The organism is Streptomyces rubradiris (assembly GCF_016860525.1).
Lineage (GTDB): Bacteria > Actinomycetota > Actinomycetes > Streptomycetales > Streptomycetaceae > Streptomyces > Streptomyces rubradiris.
In genome coordinates this window covers 1,778,089-1,799,042 of record NZ_BNEA01000015.1, presented here as the reverse complement: position 1 = coordinate 1,799,042, position 20,954 = coordinate 1,778,089, and the positions used below count along the sequence as shown (strand labels likewise).

Annotated in this window: 16 protein-coding genes; 5 read left to right on the top strand and 11 right to left on the bottom strand. The window is 72.6% G+C overall.

The window, feature by feature from the left end; translation table 11 throughout:
- The first annotated feature begins 1 nt into the window (after position 1).
- A complete protein-coding gene (locus tag Srubr_RS21150) occupies positions 2 to 1,411 on the top strand; it encodes an RICIN domain-containing protein (protein ID WP_189990283.1) in 1,410 nt (469 codons plus the stop codon).
- A 7-nt stretch (positions 1,412 to 1,418) separates the two neighbouring features.
- Here Srubr_RS21150 and Srubr_RS21145 read toward each other — a convergent pair whose 3' ends face one another.
- The gene (locus Srubr_RS21145; protein ID WP_189990285.1) at positions 1,419 to 3,098 is read right to left on the bottom strand and encodes a rhamnogalacturonan lyase B N-terminal domain-containing protein; all 1,680 of its coding nucleotides are present in this window, start codon (positions 3,096 to 3,098) and stop codon (positions 1,419 to 1,421) included.
- A 189-nt stretch (positions 3,099 to 3,287) separates the two neighbouring features.
- On the opposite strand from Srubr_RS21145, the gene Srubr_RS21140 reads away from it, so the two are divergent.
- From Srubr_RS21140 to Srubr_RS21130, 3 genes are all read left to right on the top strand, one after another.
- A complete protein-coding gene (locus Srubr_RS21140) occupies positions 3,288 to 4,367 on the top strand; it encodes a rhamnogalacturonan acetylesterase (RefSeq protein WP_229926447.1) in 1,080 nt (359 codons plus the stop codon).
- A 72-nt stretch (positions 4,368 to 4,439) separates the two neighbouring features.
- A complete protein-coding gene (locus tag Srubr_RS21135; protein WP_189990874.1) occupies positions 4,440 to 6,143 on the top strand; it encodes a DUF2264 domain-containing protein in 1,704 nt (567 codons plus the stop codon).
- A 114-nt stretch (positions 6,144 to 6,257) separates the two neighbouring features.
- A complete protein-coding gene (locus Srubr_RS21130; RefSeq protein WP_189990289.1) occupies positions 6,258 to 7,067 on the top strand; it encodes an isocitrate lyase/PEP mutase family protein in 810 nt (269 codons plus the stop codon).
- Between the two features lie 148 nt (positions 7,068 to 7,215).
- Here Srubr_RS21130 and Srubr_RS21125 read toward each other — a convergent pair whose 3' ends face one another.
- The 10 genes from Srubr_RS21125 to Srubr_RS21080 form a co-directional block, all read right to left on the bottom strand.
- Entirely contained in the window at positions 7,216 to 7,860 is a 645-nt protein-coding gene (locus Srubr_RS21125; protein ID WP_189990291.1) for a dihydrofolate reductase family protein, read from the bottom strand.
- 166 nt (positions 7,861 to 8,026) lie between these two features.
- Positions 8,027 to 8,743: an alpha/beta fold hydrolase gene (locus Srubr_RS21120; RefSeq protein WP_189990293.1), complete on the bottom strand. Its 717-nt coding sequence runs from the start codon at positions 8,741 to 8,743 to the stop codon at positions 8,027 to 8,029.
- Positions 8,736 to 9,320, bottom strand: a complete 585-nt coding sequence (locus Srubr_RS21115; RefSeq protein WP_189990295.1) for a TetR/AcrR family transcriptional regulator — start codon at positions 9,318 to 9,320, stop codon at positions 8,736 to 8,738. Before Srubr_RS21115 ends, Srubr_RS21120 begins: the two co-directional genes overlap by 8 nt.
- 56 nt (positions 9,321 to 9,376) lie before the next feature.
- Positions 9,377 to 10,693 (bottom strand): jacalin-like lectin, encoded by a 1,317-nt coding sequence (locus Srubr_RS21110; RefSeq protein ID WP_189990876.1) that lies wholly within the window; start codon positions 10,691 to 10,693, stop codon positions 9,377 to 9,379.
- A gap of 40 nt (positions 10,694 to 10,733) precedes the next feature.
- Positions 10,734 to 13,610, bottom strand: a complete 2,877-nt coding sequence (locus Srubr_RS21105; protein ID WP_189990297.1) for a glycoside hydrolase family 2 TIM barrel-domain containing protein — start codon at positions 13,608 to 13,610, stop codon at positions 10,734 to 10,736.
- A 12-nt stretch (positions 13,611 to 13,622) separates the two neighbouring features.
- The gene (locus Srubr_RS21100) at positions 13,623 to 14,489 is read right to left on the bottom strand and encodes a carbohydrate ABC transporter permease (RefSeq protein ID WP_189990299.1); all 867 of its coding nucleotides are present in this window, start codon (positions 14,487 to 14,489) and stop codon (positions 13,623 to 13,625) included.
- Positions 14,486 to 15,439 carry a carbohydrate ABC transporter permease gene (locus tag Srubr_RS21095; RefSeq protein WP_189990301.1) on the bottom strand — a complete coding sequence of 318 codons (954 nt, stop codon included), beginning with the start codon at positions 15,437 to 15,439 and terminating at the stop codon, positions 14,486 to 14,488. The genes Srubr_RS21100 and Srubr_RS21095 overlap by 4 nt, the downstream gene beginning before the upstream one ends.
- Before the next feature lie 20 nt (positions 15,440 to 15,459).
- Positions 15,460 to 16,722, bottom strand: coding sequence for an ABC transporter substrate-binding protein (locus tag Srubr_RS21090; RefSeq protein ID WP_189990304.1), 1,263 nt, complete (start codon positions 16,720 to 16,722; stop codon positions 15,460 to 15,462).
- Positions 16,723 to 16,984: 262 nt separating this feature from the next.
- Positions 16,985 to 18,226, bottom strand: coding sequence for an ROK family transcriptional regulator (locus tag Srubr_RS21085; RefSeq protein WP_189990306.1), 1,242 nt, complete (start codon positions 18,224 to 18,226; stop codon positions 16,985 to 16,987).
- A 321-nt stretch (positions 18,227 to 18,547) separates the two neighbouring features.
- On the bottom strand, positions 18,548 to 19,801 hold the full coding sequence (locus Srubr_RS21080; RefSeq protein ID WP_189990308.1) for an FAD-binding protein: 1,254 nt from the start codon (positions 19,799 to 19,801) through the stop codon (positions 18,548 to 18,550).
- A 102-nt stretch (positions 19,802 to 19,903) separates the two neighbouring features.
- On the opposite strand from Srubr_RS21080, the gene Srubr_RS21075 reads away from it, so the two are divergent.
- Entirely contained in the window at positions 19,904 to 20,911 is a 1,008-nt protein-coding gene (locus Srubr_RS21075; RefSeq protein WP_189990310.1) for a hydroxyacid dehydrogenase, read from the top strand.
- Positions 20,912 to 20,954: the final 43 nt, after the last annotated feature.

Here is a 20,954-nt window from a genome sequence, read left to right as displayed (position 1 = left end):
GATGAGACGCGCGTACGCCGTCCTGCTCGCCCTGTGCTGCGCCCTCGCCGCCGCCCTGGCGACCGCCGGACCCGCCCGGGCGGCGCAGGGGACCATCGCCAACGGCACGCAGTTCACCGACACGTCGGGCAATCCGGTGCACGCCCACGGCGGCGGGGTGATCGAAGTGGGCGGCTCCTACTACTGGTTCGGCGAGGACCGCAACAGCGACAACACCTTCAGGTCCGTGAACGCCTACCGCTCCACCGACCTGAAGAACTGGGAGTTCCGCGCCCGCGTCCTCACCCGGTCCTCCGCCGCCGAGCTGTCCACCGCCTACATCGAACGCCCCAAGGTCGTCTACAACGCGGCCACCGGCAAGTTCGTGATGTGGATGCACAAGGAGAACGGCACCGACTACGGCGAGGCACGCGCCGCCGTCGCCGTCTCCGACACGGTCGACGGCAGCTACACCTACCGGGGCAGCTTCCGCCCGCTCGGCCGGTACATGTCCCGCGACCTGACCACCTACGTCGACACCGACGGCACCGCCTATATGGTCTCGGCGGCCAACGAGAACTACGACCTGCACATCTACCGGCTCACCGCCGACTACACGGGCATCGCCGGCCTGGTCGCCAACCCCTGGCCCGGCGGCCACCGCGAGGCACCGGCCCTGTTCAAGCGCGGCGGCGTGTACTTCATGCTCACCTCGGGCGCCACCGGCTGGAACCCCAACCAGCAGCAGTACGCGACCGCCACCTCCCTCGCCGGGCCGTGGACGTCCTGGAAGGCCGTCGGCGACTCCACCGCCTACGGCTCGCAGACCGCCTACGTCCTTCCCGTGCAGGGCACTTCGGGTACCTCGTACCTGTACCTGGGTGACCGCTGGGGCAACTCCTTCGGCGGGAAGGTGAACGACTCCCGCTACGTGTGGCTGCCGCTGGCCTTCCCCAGCGCCACCTCGATGACCATGTCCTGGTACCCGGAGATCACCGTCGACACCACGGCCGGCACCGTCACCGGCACTGCCGCGGCCTACAACACGCTGATCGCCCGGCACAGTTCCAAGTGCGCCGACGTGCCGGGCCAGTCGCTGTGGCAGGGCGTGGCGATCAGCCAGTACGGCTGCAACGGCGGCACCAACCAGAAGTGGTGGTCCAAGGACCTCGGCAACGGCTACCGGGCGCTGGTGGGCCGGGGCGGTTCCCTGTGCCTCCAGGAGAGCGCGAGCGGCGTCACCCAGGAGGACTGCACCGGCGCCACCGCCCAGCAGTGGTCCCTCACCGCGTCCGGCTCCTACGTCACCCTCAAGTCCCGCGCGAGCGGGGAGTGCCTGGACGTCTCCGGCGGATCCACCGCCGACTCGGCCGCGGTCATCACCTACGCGTGCAACGGAGCTGCCAACCAGCAGTGGCGACTAGGGAGTTGATGGTACGTCAGGGCAAGAGGTCGATGGCGTCGACGGCCGTGCCGGCGCTGAGGTAGCCCGTGGTCCCCGAACCGCTCACCACGTCGATCCGCAGCACGTTGTACTGGCCGGTGTCCGTGCGCCAGGCGGCGGCCGGGACGCTGTAGGTGAAGGTGTGGTTGTTGCCCCGGTACGAGCCCACCGTCAGGGAACGCGTGGTCGGCTGGGCGGGCGGGGAGGGGATCGCCGAGGTCCAGGTGTCGTTGACCGTGACCCGTGGCCGGCCGTTGGCGTAGGCCGTCGTCACGCCGATCCGCAGGGTGTGCGCGGCGGCGGCCTGCGCGGCGGTGAGCCGGAAATAGACGAGCAGGCCGCTGTTGACGCCCTTCCACAGATAGCAGGGGAAGCCGGATGTCTCGGTGCCGCTGCCGATCACCACGTTCCCGGTCCACGGCGCGGCCCGCACGTCGGACGGATGGGCGTACGTCATCAGCTCCGCGTTCTTGAACCCGCTCGGGGTGCCGTCCCAGTCCCCGATCCGCCAGATCGCGCTCGCCCGGGACGGGTCGTTGGACGCGGGGACGGTGAGCGTGTTCAGCGTGGTCGTCGTACCCGCCGTGACGGTCACCTGGGCACTGTGGACGGCCAGTTCGCCCTTGTAGACGGTCAGCGTGTACGTGCCCGGCAGGACGCGGGAGACCGAGAAGTACCCGTCCGAGGCGCGCGCCGGAGCCCAGTACTGGGCCGAAGGGTTGGCCAGGCCCACGGTGTACGGGTACGCCGTGTCCCGCCCGGCGATGCCGACCCCGGCGACACGGCCCCGGCCGCTCTCCGGCACGTAGCCGGCGATGCCCAGGGAGTCGGCCCACGGGGTGGTCAGCGTGCCGGGGTACAGGGCGGCCGGGGGTGCCCCGCCGTCGGTGAACGCGATGACGTACGGGCCCTGGAGCCCGTAGCGCTCGGCCTCCGTCTGGTTCTCCCCGTAGTACAGGATCTCGTACAGCCCGCCGCCGTCGGCGCTCTGGTGGCGCAGCAGCGAGCGGTAGAAGGGGCCGCCGGACGCCTTCTCGTGGTTGCTGCGCACGATCCACAGGCCGACGCCGGCGGCGGACCAGCCGGTGTAGTCGTAGTCGACGACCCGCACCTTGGAGTAGTGCTTGGACCGGGTCTGCCCGTCGGACTTGGCGAAGACGTCCGACGCCTCGATGGTGCCGGTCGTGTAGGTGTAGGAGTCGGGCTCGTCGTTGAGGAACAGGCCCGCCCTGACGCGCAGGATGAAGCGGGTCGCGCTGACCGAGGAGTCGGCCTTGTTCGTCCACAGGTAGATGTGGTTCTCGCCGCTGCGGGCCGCGTAGTAGTGGCGCAGTGTGCCATGGGTGACGGAGATCAGGATGGTGGAGCCGGACTGGGCCAGGGTCACCGTGGAGCTGCCGAGACCGGACTCGATGTGCGAGTTCTTGCCGCCGTAGCCCTGGTATTCGGTGCCCTTGTGGACCAGCGAGGTCAGGTCTCCGGTGGACTTGGAGACCTTGAAGACCAGGGCCGCGCCGGTGTCGACGACGTAGTTCGCGCCGTCGTCGCGCCAGCCGAAGCCGGCGGCGACGGCGGTACCGGCGAGCGGACCGGCGAGGGCGGCCGTGCCGGCGACGGCCGCGGTGCCGGCGACGAAGGCGCGGCGCGTGACCGCCTCGGCGGGGGATCCGGACATGGGGGTGCCTCCTTCGGGAGGTCCGGGTGTGCGGGTGACTGGCAGGGTGACAGTTGAATCGTTTTCGCAAAAGGGCTTGCACACGTCTCGGGACAGTGATCGTGCGAATTTCTCCTCAGGTCTAGAAAGCGCTTGTCACTAGCGGTACGGTCCAGCCGCCGGATGTCGCCGACCGCCGAGGAGCCTTCAGTGAGACGTTTCACCACCTTGCGCGGTGCCACCCTGGCCGCCCTCGCCCTCGGCGCGGTCCTGACGACCCCCGCCCGGGCGCACAGCGGACGGCCGCCCGGCATCGAGCACTGCACCGCCACCGCCTGCCACTTCGACGTCCCGCCGGGCACCTACGACGTGACCGTCCGGCTCGGCGGCCCCACGGCCTCCGCCACCCGCGTCACCGGCGAGACCCGCCGCACCCTGCTGCCGGAGACCGCCGTCCCGGCCGGCCGGCACACCACCCGCAGCTTCACCGTCGACGTCCGCACCCCCGAGGGGGAACCGACCGGCGCCGCCGGAACCCCCGGCCTGGACCTGGCACTCGGCGGCTCCGCGCCCGCCCTCGACGCCATCCGGGTCACCCCGGCCCTCCCCCACGCCCGGCCTCGCTCGCGCGGGGGGACCCCCATCGCCCGCCGGCTCCTCCTCATCGGCGACTCCACGGTCTGCGACCAGCCCGCCGACCCCTACTCCGGCTGGGGCCAGCAACTCCCGCAGTACCTGCGCAAGGGCCTGTCCGTCGCCAACCACGCCGACTCCGGCGAGAGCACGGTCACCTACCTCCGGGATCCACGGCTGTGGGCCGCCGTCCGGCCGCTGATCCGCCCCGGCGACCTCGTCCTCGTCCAGCTCGCCCACAACGACAAGACCACCGACGAGGCCACCTACCGCGCCAACCTGGAGACCCTGGTCGCCGGTGTCCGGGACCGGGGCGGCGAACCCGTGCTCGTCACCCCCGTCGTGCGCCGCTGGTTCAACGCCGACGGCACCCTGGACAACGACACCGCCCTGCTCGTCAACGGCCTCGGCGTCGACCACCCGGCCGTCATCCGCTCGGTCGCCGCCGCCGAAAACGTCCCGCTGATCGACCTCACCGCGAAGACCAAGGCCCTGGTGGAGTCCCTCGGCCCGGAAGCCTCCAAGGCGCTGTACCTGTACAACGAGAAGCGCGACAACACGCACACCTCCGTGCACGGCGCCACCGTCTTCGCGGGCCTGGTCCGCGACGAACTGCTCGCCCGCCGCCTGGTCCCCGAGGGCAGGGTACGGGTGTGACAGGCCCCGGGGCGCCCCGACCGGAACCGGGGCGTCCCGGGTTCCCGCCGAGGAAGGACAGCCACCGCCGTGATCGAACTCCCCGCCGACGACCGCGAGGTGAGCCCGTACACCGGCTACACCCGCGCCCACTGGGAGGCCGCCGCCGACCGGCTCCTCGCCGCCGTCGAGCCGTACGCGACCCCCGACCGCGCCCTCTACCACCTCCCCGGCGACCAGGTGAGCAGCTCCGGCCGCCTCTCCGACGGCCTCGAAGGCTACGCCCGCACCCTGCTGCTGGCCGCGTTCCGCCGCGACGAGACCGCCCTCGGCCGGTACGCCGACGGCCTCGCCACCGGCCCCGGCGGGGTCTGGCCCCGGATCACCGACCGGAGCCAGCCGCTGGTGGAGGCCGCCTCGATCGCGCTCGCCCTGCGGCTGACCCGGCCGTTGCTGTGGGACCGGCTGGCCGGCCCCGTGCGCCGGCGCACCGCCGACTGGCTGGCGGACGCCCTCACCGCCGAGCCCTGGCCGTGCAACTGGGAGCTGTTCCCGGTCACCGTCGGCGGCTTCCTCGCGGAGATCGGCCACCGCGAGGAGGCGGCCCGCGCCGCGATCGACCGGGGCCTGGCGCGGATCGAGACCTGGTACGCGGGCGACGGCTGGTACACCGACGGCGACGGCCGCAAGTTCGACTACTACAACGGCTGGGCCATGCACCTGTACCCGGTCCTGCACGCCTGGCTCGCGGGCGACACCGGCCTCCTCGACCGCTACGGCCGCCGGCTCTCCCGCCATCTCACCGACTACGCCCACCTGTTCGGCGGCGACGGCGCACCGCTGCGCCAGGGCCGCTCCCTCACCTACCGGTTCGCCACCACCGCCCCGCTCTGGCTGGGCGCGCTCACCGGCCACACCCCGCTGCCCCCGGGACAGACCCGGCGCCTGGCCTCCGGTGCCCTGCGGTACTTCCTGGACGGCGGCGCGGTCGACGAGCGGGGCCTGCTGCCGCTCGGCTGGCTCGCCCCCGACACCTCGCTGGTGCAGGGCTACTCCGGCCCCGCCTCGCCGTACTGGGCGAGCAAGGGCTTCCTCGGTCTGCTGCTGCCGCCCGGCCACGAGGTGTGGACGGCACCGGAGGAGGCGGCCCCCGCCGAACGCGCCGACGCGGCCCACCCGGTGCCCGTCCCCAACTGGCTGCTCCAGTCCACCGCTTCGGACGGACTGGTCCGGCTGCACAACCACGGCAGCGAGGACGTCCGGTACGACCCCTGCTACACCCGGCTCGCCTACTCCACCGCCACCGCGCCCGAGCCGTCGTACGACAACAGCGTGATCGTCGGCGGCGATCCGAGCCGTACGGGCATCGAGCCGCTCGGCACGGGCGAGGGCTGGATCGCCTCCCGGCACTCCGTGGGCGCCGGGACCGGTGTCACCAGCCTGGTGGTGGTGCGCGGAGCCGTGGAGGTGCGGGCCCACCTGGTGGCGGGCGCGGCACCCGGGACCCCGGTCCGGGTGACGGGCTGGCCGGACCAGGGCGGGGTGAGCGCCGAACTCGCCCCGGTCCACGGCCTGTCGGCGGAGCTGACCGGGACCACCGGGGCGGACGGCGGCCCCGCGCTCTTCGTGGCGCTCGCCCGGCTCACCGGCGAGGCGGAACCACGGCCGCTTTCCGGGCTGGTGACCGTGGTGGTGGGGGAGGACGAGCGCGAGGTGCGGGTGAGCTGGCCCGGCGGGCCGGCCATGGCCTTCCGGTTCACGGCCGAGGACCGGAAGTGGTCGGTGGCGCCCAGGTGAGCCCGCCGGTGGACGCCCCGGCGGGCTGACGTTCCGGGGGGAGGTGAGCCGTCCTGTGGGCAGGCAGACGTCGCTTCGGCGGGCGCCGAACCGCTCGGGGCCTAGCGTGGTCGTATGACCACAGAGCACGCCCCCGTCTCTTTCGCCGGCCTCCACCACCGCCTGGGAGAGCCGCTGTTACTGCCCAACGCCTGGGACCACGCCTCGGCCGCCGCCCTCGCCGCCCGGGGCTTTCCCGCGATCGGCACCACCAGCCTGGCGGTCGCGGCGGGCGCCGGACTGCCCGACGGGGCCGGCGCCACCCGGGAGCAGACCGTCCGGCTCGCCCTGACGCTCGGCTCCGAGCCGTACCTGCTCTCCGTGGACGCCGAGGCCGGCTTCAGCGACGACCCCGACGAAGTGGCCCGGCTGGCCGTCGAGTTGTGGGCGGTCGGGGCCGTCGGCATCAACCTGGAGGACGGCCTCGGCCCGGCCGCTCGGCACGCGGCGAAGATCGCGGCGGTGAAGGCGGCCGTGCCGGGGATGTTCGTCAACGCCCGTACGGATACGTACTGGTCGGGCGACGGCGACGAGCGGGACACCCTGCGCCGGCTCGACGCCTACCAAGCGGCGGGCGCCGACGGGGTGTTCGTGCCCGGCGTGACCGACCCGAAGCGCATCGCCGCCCTCGTCCGGCACACCGACGCCCCCCTCAACGTCCTCTACTCGCCCGCCGGACCCCCGCTCGCCCGCCTGGCCGACCTCGGCGTGCGCCGGGTCAGCCTCGGCTCGCTGCTGTACCGCAGGGCGCTCGGCGCGGCCGTGGACGCGGTGGCCGACATCGTGGCCGGACGCGCCCCGGGCGGCCCGATCCCCTCCTACGCCGACGTCCGCGCGTTCGACCGCGGCGTCTCGGCGAGCCGGTCCGCGAACTGCGCCGGGTGATCCGGCGTGCCGAGGCGCCCGCCCGGGAACTCGGCGAGGGCTGCGGCCGGGAGTTTCCCCCGGCGGCGGCGCCTCCGCGTGACCGACCGCCACCCGCCGCGCGGACCGCGGGCGGCAGCGGTCGGCCGGTCCTGGGCGGGCCCTCGCGTCACCTTCGCCAGAACAGGTGGTGCGTCACGCCGCTCGGGCTGGGCACGACCTCCAGGTGAAACCGGTCGAGCAGTTCGTCGGGGGACTCCCAGAGCCGTAGCCCGGTCCCGAGCTCCACCGGCGAGACCGCCACATGCATGGTGTCGACGAGGTCGGCTTCGAGGAACTGCCGGATGGTGGTGACTCCGCCGCCGAGCCGGACGTCCTTGCCCCGTGCCGCCTCCCGTGCCCGTTCGAGGACCGTGGGCGCGTCGCCGTCCACGAAGTGGAACGTGGTGTCGGAGAGCGTGAAGGACGGACGCGTGTGGTGGGTCATGACGAACACCGGGGTGCGGAACGGGGGCTCCGTACCCCACCAGCCGCGCCACGCATGGTCGGGCCAGGGTCCGCGCTGGGGCCCGAACTTGTTGCGGCCCATGATCTCGGCACCGATGTCGCGGGCGAAGTCCCGCGTGAAGTAGTCGTCGAGGCCACGGCTCCCGCCGGAATCCGTGCGCATGGGCCAGCTCGCCGTGGCTCCGGCCCATGCGAACAGCCTCTCGGGACGGTCCAGGCCGAACGGCCGCTCAAGGCTCTGGTGCTCGCCGGCCCCGATCCCGTCGCTCGAGACGTTGAAGTTCATGACTCTCAGTAGTTGATCCATGTGTTCCCTCGTCGGAATCCTGTCGACGTCATGGTGTGCGGCGAGGCGCCGCACATCATGACGTCGAACGGGACGAGGCCGGATCGACAGCGGCCCGCGACTCGGAACGGAGAACCCGGAACGGAAAGCCCGGAACAGGAGGCACCCGAGTCGCCACGGCCCCGCCCTACGCCGAAGTCCGTGCGCCGGAACGCAGCGTCTCGGTGAGCAAGTCGGCGAATTCCACGGGACGCTCCAGCGTGCCGAGATGCCCGCCGGGGAACTCCGCGAGGGCGCAGCCCATGCGGGTGGCGAGCGACTCGGCCGTGGCGTACAGGACTTGACCGCGCGAGTCGGCGCCGGCGGCGAGAGTGAGCCGGTTCGGGGCCGGGGCGGCGGTGGGCGTGTAGGCGGTGAACGGGCGCAGGATACGGGCCAGGAAGACGCCCATCGGGGTCGCCGACCCGCCCTCGGCGGGCGGCCGCCCGGACCCCTCCATCTGCTCGATCAGCTCCGCCCGCCGCGCGGCCCCGTCCGGCAGGACCGTCACGCACGGCGGCTCGTGCGCGACCACGTGCGCCGTCCGCTCCGGGTGGCGGGCGAGCAGGTCCAGGGCCGCGATGCCGCCCGAGCTGGTGCCGAACACATACGCCGGCTCGCCCGCCGGCGCGACCGCGTCCAGCACCCGCCGCGCGCCCTCGCTCCAGTCCTCGACCCGCTGTTCGGCGACGGGCCGGCCGAGCCGGCCGTGCGCGAGGCCCAGCGGGTCGTAGGTGACCACGGTGAACCGCGTGGCCAGCCGTTCGATGAGCGGTCCGAGGCCCATCGGATGCCCGGCTCCGCCCGGCAGGAGCAGCAGCACCGGGCCGCGGCCCGCGATGTCGTGGTACAGCGTGTCAGCCATCGTTCTTCCCCTCCCGGGGCCAGTGAGTGAGGGCCAGGTGCAGGGCGTCGACCGCCTTGTCCCAGGAGGCCTTCACGTCCCGGTCGGCGCCGAAGCCGCCCGCGCTCTCCAGGACGCAGTAGCCGTGGAACGTGCTGCGCAGCAGGCGCACCGCGTCCGTCAGGTCCGGTTCCGCCAGGCCGTAGCCGCGCAGCATGCCGTAGGTGATCTCAGCGGTGCGGCGCAGCGCGGCGGAGTCCGCGATCAGGGACTGGTCGATCCGGATCTGGGTGGCCGCGTACCGGCCGGGGTGCTCCAGGGCGTAGTCCCGGTAGGCGCCGGCGAACGCCGCCAGCGCCTCCTTGCCCGCCCGGCCGGCCACGGCCGCCGCGATCCGGTCGATCAGCTCGCCGCCCGCGTACAGCGCGAGCCGGGCGCGCAGGTCCTGGAGATTACGCACGTGCGAGTACAGGCTCGCGTCCTTGACGCCGAAGCGGCGGGCCAGCGCCGAGACGCTGAGACGGTCGAACCCGGCCTCGTCCGCCAGTTCCGCCGCCGCTTCCACCAGCCGCTCGACGGTGAGTCCCGCCCGGACCATGGCCACCTCCCTTGAGTTCCTAGGATGCAGCCTAGACCATCTAGGAAAGCGGCGCATCAGGTGATCGGCGCGTACAGCACCCCCAGCTTGTCGATCTCGTCGCCGGAGCGGCCGGTGAATCCCACGATCTGCCAGCCGGCCGGGGCGGTGAGGGTGGTGCCGTCGGCGGTCGGCGTGCCCGCGGCGAGCGTGCGGCCCCGGTCGGTGGCGAAGGCGGCCGAGAAGATCCGGGTGCGGCCGTCCTTCCGGCCCTCGGTGAGCCGCACCGAGGTGAGGTGCTCCCCGGCGGCGAGGGTGAGCGAGGCGGCCGTGCCGCCGGTGCCGCCGTGGCCGAGGACCGTGCCGCCGTCGTGGGTGAGGGACACGGCGTCCAGGCGGGCGGCGCCGCGCAGGGTGAGGGTGCGCGGGGCGGGCGTGGCCGGCAGGTCGTCGGCGTCGTTGAAGGCCGTGCCGTGCGGCCCGCCGAAGAAGTCGCTCGCGCGGAGCCCGGGGTTCGGCGTGTAGGCGAAGTCGACGGTGTGCGGGAAGTGGTCGGAGAGGTTGCCGCCGGCCGGGTCCAGGAACTTGGCCCACTCGTCGTGGTAGCGCGTCGCGGTCAGGGAGAGCAGGGGGCCGCTGCGGTAGAGCACCTTGTCGACCACCTCGCAGTCGTCGGGCGGCGCGGACGCCGGGCACAGCAGCGGCTCGGCGCCCTGCGCGGGGGCCGTGCCGCCCTTGACCAGCCGTACCCAGGCGTCGGTCAGGCCGCCCTCGTCGACGAGCGTGCGGATGTTGTCGCCGGCGCGGGTGTAGCGGGTGTTGGTGTCGCCCATCACGATCACCGCGTTGCCCGCCGAGTTGGCCCGGATGAAGGCCGACAGCTGGGCGATGTTGGCCCGCCGGGCGGCCAGGGCGTCGGCGCTGTCGTCGGCGTTGGGGTGCAGGTTGTACAGGTCGACATACACGCCCTCGGCGAGCCGTACCCGGGCCAGGCTGAAGCCCTTGGGGGTCAGGCAGTTGGTGCCGGTGCAGTCGTTCCACCGCACCCGCTCGAAGTCCTGAAGCGGATAGGCGGACAGGGTGTTGAGGCCGTCCCCGAAGCCCGCGCCGCCGCTCGTGGCCGTGCGGTGGGGGTGGTGGTCGCCCGCGTAGAGAGCCGCGTGGTAGTTGAAGTCCTCCTGGACGTTGACGATGCCGTACTCCGCCAGTCTGGGCGATATCAGCGGGGTGTTGACCGCCGGATGACTGGAGCTGAGGCCCTCCGGCAGTCCGGCCACGTTGTACGTCAGGACGCTGAAGGTGCCGGAGCCGGCGGCCTGTGCCGGGCCGGCGCCGGCGGTGAGCCCGGACCCGGCCAGCAGGCCGGCGGCGAGGGTGCCGAGGAGTCGTCCCATGGGTCGCATGCGACCCATGGTCACGTCAACCTTGCCGATTTCAAAGGGTAGTTGGGGAAACGCTGTCGATCGCGGAGAAGACGAAGGAGAACTTTGCCGGCTGCGCCCGCAGGTGGTAGCGGGGCAGCGGGGCCGGGCCGCAGGACTGGGAGCCGATGCCGTGCTGGCCGTGGTCGAGGTTCACCCAGACCGTGTCGCCGGGCACCAGGTCGGTGCGGTGGGCGGCGGCGTCCAGCTGCTCGGTGGTCCAGCGGCGGGCGGTCAGGAAGAACGCCGGGTCGCCCTCGATCCGCAGGCCGCCGAGCTCCGCCCAGCGCACGTCGATCCGGGCGCCGTTCTCCTGCGGGCGGACGTACGGGGTCTGGAGATCGTCCACGGCCGCCTCCCAGCGGCCGGTGAGCGCCGCCGCCCGGGTGTCCGGGTACGCCTCGCCCGGTCCGCCGCCGTACCACCGCACCCGGTCGGCGGCCCGCAGCCCGAAGCGGATGCCGAGGCGGGGCAGCGGGACGGTCCAGTCGCCGTCCGGGGCGGTGGACACCGTCAGCCGGAGCCGGTCGCCGTCCGACGTCCACCGGTACACCGTCGCGAGCCCCGTCTCCCGGGCGGCCGGCGCCACCCGGGTGCGGACCGTCAGGGCGTCCTCGCCGGCCGCCACCGCGTCCAGGCGGTGCCGCATCCGGTGCAGGCCCAGCTTCCGCCACAGCGGCCCGTAGCGCGGGTCGCTCTGCCAGGCCGCGCCGTCGTCGTTGTCGGTGGTGGCCCGCCACACGTCCAGTCGCAGCTCCGTCACCGGTACCCCGCCGATCGTCCGCACCGCGCCGGTCCGGGCGTCGAACGTGGCCGGGCCCAGCGTGATCATCCCGTCACCGGGCACCGGCCGGGCGGTCGCGGCGACGGACGGCACCCGGCGCTCCGTCACCGGGACCTGTCCCCAGGCGACGACGTGACCCGCCGGCGCCCACGCGGTGCCGGCGGCGAGCCGCGCCCGGACGGTCCACAGCGCCTCGCCGGCCGGCGCCCCGGCCGGTACGGCGGGCAGCTTGACCTCGGCGGACTCGCCGGGAGCCAGCGCGGGCACCGACAGCGTGCCCTCCTGAACCGGTTCGCCCTCGACCTCGTACGACCAGGAGAACGCCAGTTCCGAAAGGTCCGCGAAGTCATACCCGTTGGTGATGCGGACGGTGCCGGCCCTGCCGTCGCCGGTGAGGGTGACGGGCTCGATCACCTTCTTGTATTCGATCAGCCCCGGGGACGGCCGCCGGTCCGGGAAGAGCAGGCCGTCGCAGACGAAGTTGCCGTCGTGCAGCTCCTCGCCGAAGTCGCCGCCGTAGGCGTACCCCAGCCCGGGGTGGGCGATGCCGTGGTCGATCCACTCCCAGACGAAGCCGCCCTGGAGCCGGTCGTAGGACCTGAACAGCCGTTGGTAGTCGGCCAGTCCGCCGGGTCCGTTGCCCATGGCGTGGGCGTACTCGCACAGGATGAGGGGCAGTTCGCGGCGCCGGCGCGGTCCGCCGTCCAGGCCCCGGCCGATCCGCTCGACCTCGGCGTGGCTCGCGTACATCCGCGAGTACACGTCCGTGTCACGGCAGTCGGCGTCGCCCTCGTAGTGCAGCAACCGGGAGGCGTCACGGTCGCGGATCCACTCGGCCATCGCGGTCAGGCCCCGCCCGGTGCCGGCCTCGTTGCCCAGCGACCACATCACGACCGACGGGTGGTTCTTGTCCCGCTCCACCATCCGGGCCGCCCGGTCCAGCAGGGCCGGGGTCCACCGGTCGTCGTCGACGGGGTTGTCCCGCCAGCCCTGTTCGGTGAAGCCGTGCGTCTCCAGGTCGCACTCGTCGATCACCCACAGCCCGAACTCGTCGCACAGGTCGAGGAAGGCCGGGTGCGGGGGGTAGTGCGAGGTGCGGACCGCGTTGATGTTGTGCCGCTTCATCAGCAGCACGTCCTCGCGCATCGTCGCGAGGTCCAGCGCCCGGCCCCGCTCCGGGTGCCACTCGTGCCGGTTGACGCCCTTGAACAGCACCGCCGTCCCGTTGACCTTGATCAGGCCGTCCGACAGCTCCACCGTGCGGAAGCCGATGCGCAGCGGCACCCGCTCGCCCTCGGTGGCCAGCACCCCCTCGTACAGCCGGGGCGTCTCCGCCGACCACGGCTGCACCGGCACCGTCACCGGCTCCCCGGTGGGCACGTCGATGCCCAGCTCCGGCACGCTCACCCGGCCGTCCGTGTCGGAGTCGACCCGCAGCGTGCCCGCGCCGGTGGTGTGGTCGTAGGAGGCGTGCACGAAGAAGTCGAGGACGCAGCCCGCGGGGCGGTGCAGCAGGGTGACGTCCCGGAAGATGCCCGGCAGCCACCACTGGTCCTGGTCCTCCAGGTACGAGCCCGCCGACCACTGGTGCACCCGCACGGCCAGCACGTTGCCGGCCGGCTCCAGCAAGTGCCCGACCGCGAACTCGTGCGGCAGCCGGGAGCCCTTGAACTCGCCGAGGTCCGTGCCGTTCAGCCAGACCCGGGCGCAGGACTCCACGCCGTCGAAGCGGAGCACCGCGCCGCCGTCCGCCGGCCAGCCGTCGGGCAGGTCGAACACGCGCAGGTGGTCGCCGGTCGGGTTCTCGGTCGGCACCCGGGGCGGGTCGACCGGGAACGGATAGAGGTGGTTGGTGTAGATCGGGGAGCCGTGGCCCTGGAGCACCCAGTGGCCGGGCACCGAGACCTCCGGCCAGCCGCCGGCGTCGTACCCGGGCGCCGCGAAGGAGTCGTCCTCGGCGTCGGCCGTGTCCGACAGCCGGAAGCGCCAGGTGCCGTTGAGGGAGAGGGACGGGGCGTCGGAGGACGCGTACCAGGCGCGGGGCGGCAGCGCCCCGGAGCCCGGCGAGACGTCCTCGACGTACTCGGTGGTCGTGGTCACGGACATGGGTCTCCTAGCTCAGCCCTTGATGCCGGTCTGCGCGATCCCCTGCACCAGCCAGCGCTGGAGGAAGAGGAACACGAACAGCAGGGGCAGGATCGAGATGGCGGTCGCCATGAAGATCAGGTGGTAGTTGACGGTCTGGTTGGTCATGTACGACGAGAGCGCGACCTGCACGGTCCAGGCGCTCGGGTCCTGGCCGATGACCAGCGGCCACAGGAAGGCGTTCCAGCCGCTGATGAAGGTGATCGTGGCGATCGCCGCGAAGAAGTTCAGCGAGTTCGGCACGACGACGCGCCAGTACGCGCCCCAGTGGCCGAGCCCGTCCACGCGCGCCGCCTCCTCCAGTTCCTTGGGGAACCCGAGGAAGTACTGCCGGAACAGGAAGCAGGTGAAACCGCTGAACAGCCCCGGGACGATCAGACCCCGGTAGCTGTCCACCCAGCCGAGTGACGACACCAGCACGAAACTCGGCACGAAGGTGACCGCGGCCGGCACCATCAGGGTCACCAGGACGGCGTAGAAGACCTTGTCGGCGTGCCGGTAGGGGATGCGGGCGAGGGCGTAGCCGGCCGGCGAGCACACGACCAGGGTGCCGGCCGTGTGCAGGACGCCGACGACCAGCGAGTTCCACATCGACCGGCCGAAGTCCACCGTCGGGTCGTCGAACGGCTCGGTGATGTTGCCCCACTGGATGTGGCTCGGGAAGAACTTCCACTCCTCGCCGGTGATCTCCGGGTCGGTGGACAGCGCGTTGCGGACCAGCAGATAGAACGGGACGAGGAAGAGCAGCGCGGCGACGCTGGTCGCGAGGTACAGCCCGGTCGAGCTCATCAGCCCGCCGCGCCGGGCGCGTGCGCGGGACTCGGGCGCGGTGGTGGTCACTTGGACTCCTCCCTGCTGCCGAAGCCCATGATCCGGCCCTGGAACAGGGTGACGACGCAGATCAGCACGGTCAGCACCACGGCTCCCGCGCTGCCCTTGCCGTAGTTCTGGTCCTGGCCGAGCGCGGTGTAGTACAGCTCGACCAGCGGCGGGCGGCCCCAAGTGGTCTTCGAGAGCAGGTTGAAGAACTCGTCGAAGGCCTGGTAGGCGGCCACGAGCAGCAGCAGGATCACGGCCGTGGAGGTGGCCCGCAGCTGCGGCAGCGTGATGTGCCGGAAGGTCTGCCAGCCGGGCTTCGCCCCGTCGATGGCGGCGGCCTCGTACAGCTCCCGCGGGATGTTCTGGAGCGCGGCCAGGAACAGGATCATGTAGAAGCCGGACTGGAGCCACAGCCGTGCGGTGATGACGACCAGCCAGTACCAGGGCGGGTCCGGGCTGGCGAGCCAGGCGGTGTCGTCCACGCCGAACAGGCCGAGGACGGTGTTGGCCAGGCCGAAGCGCACGCCGTTGAAGAGGGACATCTTCCAGATCAGCGAGGCGGCGACGTAGCTGCACGCGGTCGGCAGGAAGAACACCGAACGGTAGAACGCCCGCATGAACCGCAGCCGGTTCACCAGCAGCGCCAGGCCCAGGGAGAGCGCCCAGGTGGTGGGCACGATGAAGGCGGCGAACACGGTGAAGGTGCCGAGCGAGCCCATGAACCCGCTGTCGGACAGGATCTCCCGGTAGTTGCCCAGCCCCACGAACTCGCTGGGCGTCACCGTGAAGCGGGCCTCGAAGAAGCTGAGGTAGAGGCTCCAGCCGATCGGGATGTAGACGAAGACGGCCAGCCCGATCAGGAACGGGCCGGTGAAGAGCCAGAAGGTGAGGGTGCGGCTGCCGCGCGGCCGTCGCCGGGGCCGGGCCTCGGTGGCGCGGGCCGTAACCGCGCGCGTGGTGGTGGTCGGCATCTCGGGATCCGTCCGGCGGCCTATCCGAACAGCTTCTTCAGCTCGGCGTTCACCGTCCTGTCGCACCGGTCCAGCGCGGCCTCGGGGTCACCGCCCTTGCGGACGCAGTCGGCGAACAGGTCCTCCGTCGCGGTGATCATCGCCTGGGTCCAGCCGATGTTGTCGAAGTGCCCGTACTCGTTGAAGAGCCGCACGCCCTCCGCCGGCAGGCCCGACTCCAGCTTGCCGGTCGCCTGGGCGATGGAGGTGCGCGGCGGGATGTGGAAGCCGTACGACGTCGCCCAGTCCTCCTGGTACTCCTTCTGGTCGAGCCACAGCCACTTGACGTAACTCTTGGCCGCGTCGACGTTCCGGCCCTTGGCGTTGACGAACATCGACCAGCCGCCGTTGTAGACGGACGGCCGGCCCGCGTCGCCGACCTTCGGGAACGGCATGATGCCGAGGTCGTCACCGAGGGACTGCTGGAACTGCGGCATGGCCCACATCCCGCAGAACTGGATGGCGCACAGGCCCTGGTTCAGCGCCGACGGGTCCCAGAAGTCGGCCGGGGCGTCCAGCAGCAGATGGCCGCTGGTGAACAGCTCCCGCATCGTCCTCAGGCCCGCGACCACGGCGTCCGTGTGGTAGGCGATCTCGTTCTTCTCGTCCAGGGTGTCCGCGCCGGCCGACCAGATCAGCGGGTTGATCACCGCGTGCAGGTCGTTGCCCAGGAACAGGCCCTTGACCTCGCTCGTGGTGAGCCTGGCGGCGGCCTCCACCAGTTCCTCCAGCGTCCGCGGCGGCTCGACGCCCGCCTTTTGGAGCATCGACTTGCGGTAGAAGAAGAACTGCGGGTCGTCGATCATCCGCACGCCGTAGATCCTGCCGTCCACCGTGTGCGACCGGATGTCGGCCCGGTTGAAGTCGTCCTTGACCGGTGCCACGAGGTCGGTCAGGTCCGCCACCTGGCCGCTTCTGACGAGCTGGATCTGCGGATGGAACTCGAACAGGTCCGGCGCCTGGTCGGTGAGCAGGGACGCGAAGAGCTTGCTCTCGAAGTTGGAGCCGGTGATCCACCGCGTGGTCACGTCCGCCTCGGAGTACGCCTTCGCGTAGCGCTTGATCGCCTGCTCGGTGCCCGGTTCGCCGTAGGCGTGGAAGTACTGGACCAGCTGCTTGCCCGAACCCGAGCCGCCGCCACGTCCGTTGTTGCCGCCGCACGCGCCGAGCGCACCGGCGGCGGCCAGGCCCGCGGTGGCCCGGAGTATCGATCGACGGTCCCAGGTGCTGCTGTGTGCCGACATGCTGACGTCCTTGTCTGGTCGAGTGCGGCTACGGCTCGCACGCCCGGTGCCCGAGGGCCGAAGGGGGTGTGGTGCGGGACGCTAACCTTCGCCTAAGGCTTCGGCAAGGGGTTGGACGAAGTGCGCGCGAGTTGTTGCCCGTCGTTCGGGATCGCGAACACCCTTGTCGCACAAGGGAGATGGAGTGCGGCGCGACCGACGGCGCCCGGCTACGGCACGGAAGCCGCCGGACCGGGGGAGCGGCCCGGCGCCACGGGCCGTGTCATGCCGGCGGCGCCGTGCGGCTGCCCGCCCGCGGGTTCCGCACCGTCCGCTGCCCGACCGACCGCAGCGCCCCCTCCAGGGCGAACGTGGCAGCGCCGAGGGACACCGGGTCGGTGGGGATCGGGGAGAGGACGATCTCGGTGGCGGCCAGCGGCCGGCGAAGCGCGTGCCGGGCGACCGCCCGGCGGACCTCGTCGAGCAGCGGCTCGCCCAGCCGGGCGGCCACCCAGCTGCTGAGCACGACCACTTCGGGGTTGAGCAGATTGATCAGGTCGGCGATGCCCGCGCCGAGGTAACGGGCGGTGTCCTGGACCACCTTGAGCGCCACCGGGTCCCGCCCGGCGACCGCGCGGGCCAGCGCGTCGATGGTGGCCGTCTGGTCCTTCGGGTGCAACAGCCCGGAGCCCGGGTCGAGTTCGCTCAGGTTCCGCATGATGCCGGGCGCCCCGACGTACGTCTCCACACAGCCGTGGTTGCCGCAGTGGCACGGCCGGCCGTCCAGGACGAGCGTGGTGTGCCCCCACTCGCCGGCGCTGTTGCTCACCCCCCGGTGCAGCCCGCCGCCGAGCGCGAGCCCGGCGCCGACCCCGGTCCCGAGATTGACCACCACGGCGTCCCCGCGGCCCCGCGCCGCCCCGAACCACAGCTCGGCCACCGCGCAGGCTCGCAGCGGATTGTCCAAGTGGAGCGGGTAGGCGATGTGCTCGGCGAGCAGATCGAGCAACGGCACGTCGTGCCAGTCCCAGTTGGGCGCGTACTCGGCGACCCCCGAGTCCCGGTCCACCTGGCCCGGCACGCTCACCCCGACGCCGAGCACCCGGGCCGCCTCGACGCCCGCCTGGGCGACCACCGAGCCGACGGCGGCGGCGACGTGCCCCACCACCTGCTCGGGCCGGCTCTCCCCGGGCCGCATCTCCTCGTCGGCCCGGGCCAGCACGTTCAGCGCCAGGTCGAACAGCTCCACGTGGACGTACGTCTCCGCGATGTCCACACCGATCAGCGCGCCGCCCGAGGCGTTCACGGCGACCAGCCCCCGGGGACGGCCACCGGCCGAGTCCTCGAACCCCACCTCGGTGATCATGCGCAGGTCCAGCAGCTCGCCGACGAGCGTGGCCACCGTGGCCAGGCTCAGCCCGGTGGCCGCGGCCAGCTCCTGCCGGGAGGTGGGGGACTCGGCGATGATCTGGCGCAGCACCTCGTAGCGGTTCGCGGTGCGGATGTCGCGCGATGTGCGCTTCACGCGGCTGCCCCTTTCTTCCCGTCCGGCCCGGCCCAGACGGCATGGCTCCGGCGCGGCGTCAGGCTATGGGGTGGATGTCGGTTCGACAAGGGGTTAGGAAAGGGGGTGGAGAAAGTGAGGCGAGAAAGCGGGGCGGCCCGCCGGGGCAGGTCACCGCGGCGGGCCGGTCTGTTCCTCGCGCCCGGTCGGTCGGCCGAGTGCCGTGGCGGGTCGGCCAGCCGACCGGTCGACCGACCGACCGACCGACTGTCGTGGCGGGCCGGCCAGCCGACCGGTCGACCGACCGGCCGACTGCGGCGGCGGGCCGGCCAGCCTGCCCTGTCACTCCCCGAAGAGGTCCCGCACGAAGCCGTTGGTGAACGTGCCCGCCGGATCCAGCGCGCGGGCCAGCGCGCGGAAGTCGGCGAGCCGCGCGTACCGGTCGCGGAGGTCCGCCGCCGGGATGCCGAACACCTTCCCCCAGTGCGGGCGCGGATCGAACGGGGCCAGCGCCTCCTCCAGCCGGCGCACCGCCGGCAGCACCGCCGACTCGTCGCGCACCCAGGTGAAGTGCAGCGCGACCGAGTCCCGGGCGTGGGCGGGACTGAGCCACTGCGCGTCGGCGGCGATCGTGCGCACCTCGCAGGTCTGGAGCACCCCGGCGACCGTCTCCCGGACGGCGTCCACCGCGTGCAGCGCGGCCGGCGCGGACGCGCGCGGCAGCAGGTACTCCGACTGGATCTCCTCGCCGCTGCTGGGCGTGAACTCGGCCCGGAAGTGCGGCAGTCGTTCGTGCCAGGGCCCCGGCACCCCCGACTGGCGCGTGCAGTTGGCGGCGGGCATACCCGGCACCGGATGCAGCGCCTCGGTCGCCGGCTCGGCCCACGGGAAGTCCACCGCCGGCTGATCGGTCCGGCGCTTGACCCACACCTGCCGGAAGCCCGGCCGCCGCCAGTCGGTGAACAGGCTGACGCTGTACGCGGCCCCGGCCACCGCCTCGAAGTCCAGCCCCTCCAGCGGCAATTCGGTGAACACATACTGTTCGACCTCGTAGGCCGGCTCCAGGTCCAGGGTGAGGGCGGTGACCACACCGAGGGCGCCGAGCGAGGTCACGGCGCCGTCGAAGCGGGCGTCCCCGCGGCCTATGGACACCGTCGAGCCGTCGGCGGTGAGCAGCTCCACCTCCCGCACGGCCACCGCGAGCGGGGCGTTGCCCACCCCCGAGCCATGGGTGCCGGTCGCCACCGAGCCGGCCACCGAGATGTGCGGCAGCGAGGCCATGTTGGGCAGGGCCAGCCCCCGGTCGTGCACCGCCTGGGCGAGTTCGGCGTACCGGACGCCCCCGGAGACCCGGACCGTACGGGCCGCGGTGTCCACGTCGATCACCGGCGGCAGACCGGCGATCGACACCAGCACCCCCTCCTCGCCGGGGTCGGCGATCCGGTTGAAGGAGTGCCCGCTGCCCAGGACCCGCACCTTCGAGCTGCCCGCCACCACCGCCCGCAGTGCCCCCACCGACCGCGGGCGGTGGAACTCCTTGACCGTGTAGGTGATGCTGCGCGCCCAGTTGGCGACCGTCTCCGTCACGTCCGTCATCCCGTCTCCCGCAAGTGGTGATCCATTGACCCTCTCATCGGCCGGGACCTACCGTAGAGAACGGTTGCTGTCCGTGCGTCACCGAGCCGGGAGGCCCCTTCCTTGACCGAGCGGCCCCGCGCCCTGTTCGCCATGACAGCCCGGAACGTGCCGGCGGTGTTCCCGCCCGAGCTGCTGGAGCGGCTGCAGGCGTGCGTGGACATCGATCCCGCCCTGGTGGCCGAGGACTTCACCGGACCCCGGGTGCGGGAAGCGCTCGCCCGGACCGAGATCCTCGTCACCGGCTGGGGCTGCCCCCGCCTGGACCGGGCCGCCCTCGACGCTGCCCCGCGCCTGCGGGCCGTGCTGCACGCGGCCGGCTCGGTCAAGGGGTTCACCACCCCCGAGGTGTGGCGGCGGGGCATCGCCGTCTCCTCGGCCGCCGAGGCCAACGCCCTGCCCGTCGCCGAGTACACCCTGGCCATGATCCTGCTCGCCGGCAAGGACGTCTTCGCGCTGCGCGACGAGACGCGCGCCCGGCGCGCCTTCCCCTACGACGGCGTCCTCCCCGGCGTCGGCAACCACGGCCGCCGCGTCGGCATCGTCGGCGCCTCCCGGGTCGGCCGCCGCCTGATCGAGCTGCTCCGCCCGCACGACCTCGACGTCACGCTCGCCGACCCGTACGTGGACGCCGTCGAGGCCGCCCGGCTCGGCGTGCGGCTGCTGCCGCTGGACGACCTGCTGCGCGCCTGCGACATCGTCAGCCTGCACGCCCCGCAGACCGCCGAGACCCGCCATCTGATCGACGCCCGCCGGCTGGGCCTGATGCGCGACGGAGCCGTGCTGATCAACACCGCGCGCGGCGCCCTGGTCGACCACGAGGCGCTGATCGCGCACCTGCGCTCCGCACGCCTGAGCGCCGTCCTGGACGTGACCGACCCGGAGCCGCTGCCCGCCGGCTCCCCGCTGTTCGACCTGCCGAACGCCTTCGTCACCCCGCACCTGGCGGGCTCGCTGGGCAACGAGGTGGCCCGCCTCGGCCGGGCGATGGTGGAGGAGGCCGAGCGCCTGACGTCCGGCGAGGCGCTGCGGCACGCGATCGACGAGACGGTACTGGACCGCACGGCGTGAGTGTCGGCACGGGCAACGGATTTAGTCGTCTGCCCAGCCGTTC

Bases quoted from the DNA above. Each gene is read 5' to 3' on its own strand.
- Srubr_RS21120 (WP_189990293.1), bottom strand. From the start codon at position 8,743: ATGGCTGACACGCTGTACCACGACATCGCGGGCCGCGGCCCGGTGCTG.
- Srubr_RS21080 (WP_189990308.1), bottom strand. From the start codon at position 19,801: ATGACGGACGTGACGGAGACGGTCGCCAACTGGGCGCGCAGCATCACC.
- Srubr_RS21150 (WP_189990283.1), top strand. From the start codon at position 2: ATGAGACGCGCGTACGCCGTCCTGCTCGCCCTGTGCTGCGCCCTCGCC.
- Srubr_RS21115 (WP_189990295.1), bottom strand. From the start codon at position 9,320: ATGGTCCGGGCGGGACTCACCGTCGAGCGGCTGGTGGAAGCGGCGGCG.
- Srubr_RS21130 (WP_189990289.1), top strand. From the start codon at position 6,258: ATGACCACAGAGCACGCCCCCGTCTCTTTCGCCGGCCTCCACCACCGC.
- Srubr_RS21125 (WP_189990291.1), bottom strand. From the start codon at position 7,860: ATGGATCAACTACTGAGAGTCATGAACTTCAACGTCTCGAGCGACGGG.
- Srubr_RS21145 (WP_189990285.1), bottom strand. From the start codon at position 3,098: ATGTCCGGATCCCCCGCCGAGGCGGTCACGCGCCGCGCCTTCGTCGCC.
- Srubr_RS21105 (WP_189990297.1), bottom strand. From the start codon at position 13,610: ATGTCCGTGACCACGACCACCGAGTACGTCGAGGACGTCTCGCCGGGC.
- Srubr_RS21095 (WP_189990301.1), bottom strand. From the start codon at position 15,439: ATGCCGACCACCACCACGCGCGCGGTTACGGCCCGCGCCACCGAGGCC.
- Srubr_RS21090 (WP_189990304.1), bottom strand. From the start codon at position 16,722: ATGTCGGCACACAGCAGCACCTGGGACCGTCGATCGATACTCCGGGCC.
- Srubr_RS21110 (WP_189990876.1), bottom strand. From the start codon at position 10,693: ATGGGACGACTCCTCGGCACCCTCGCCGCCGGCCTGCTGGCCGGGTCC.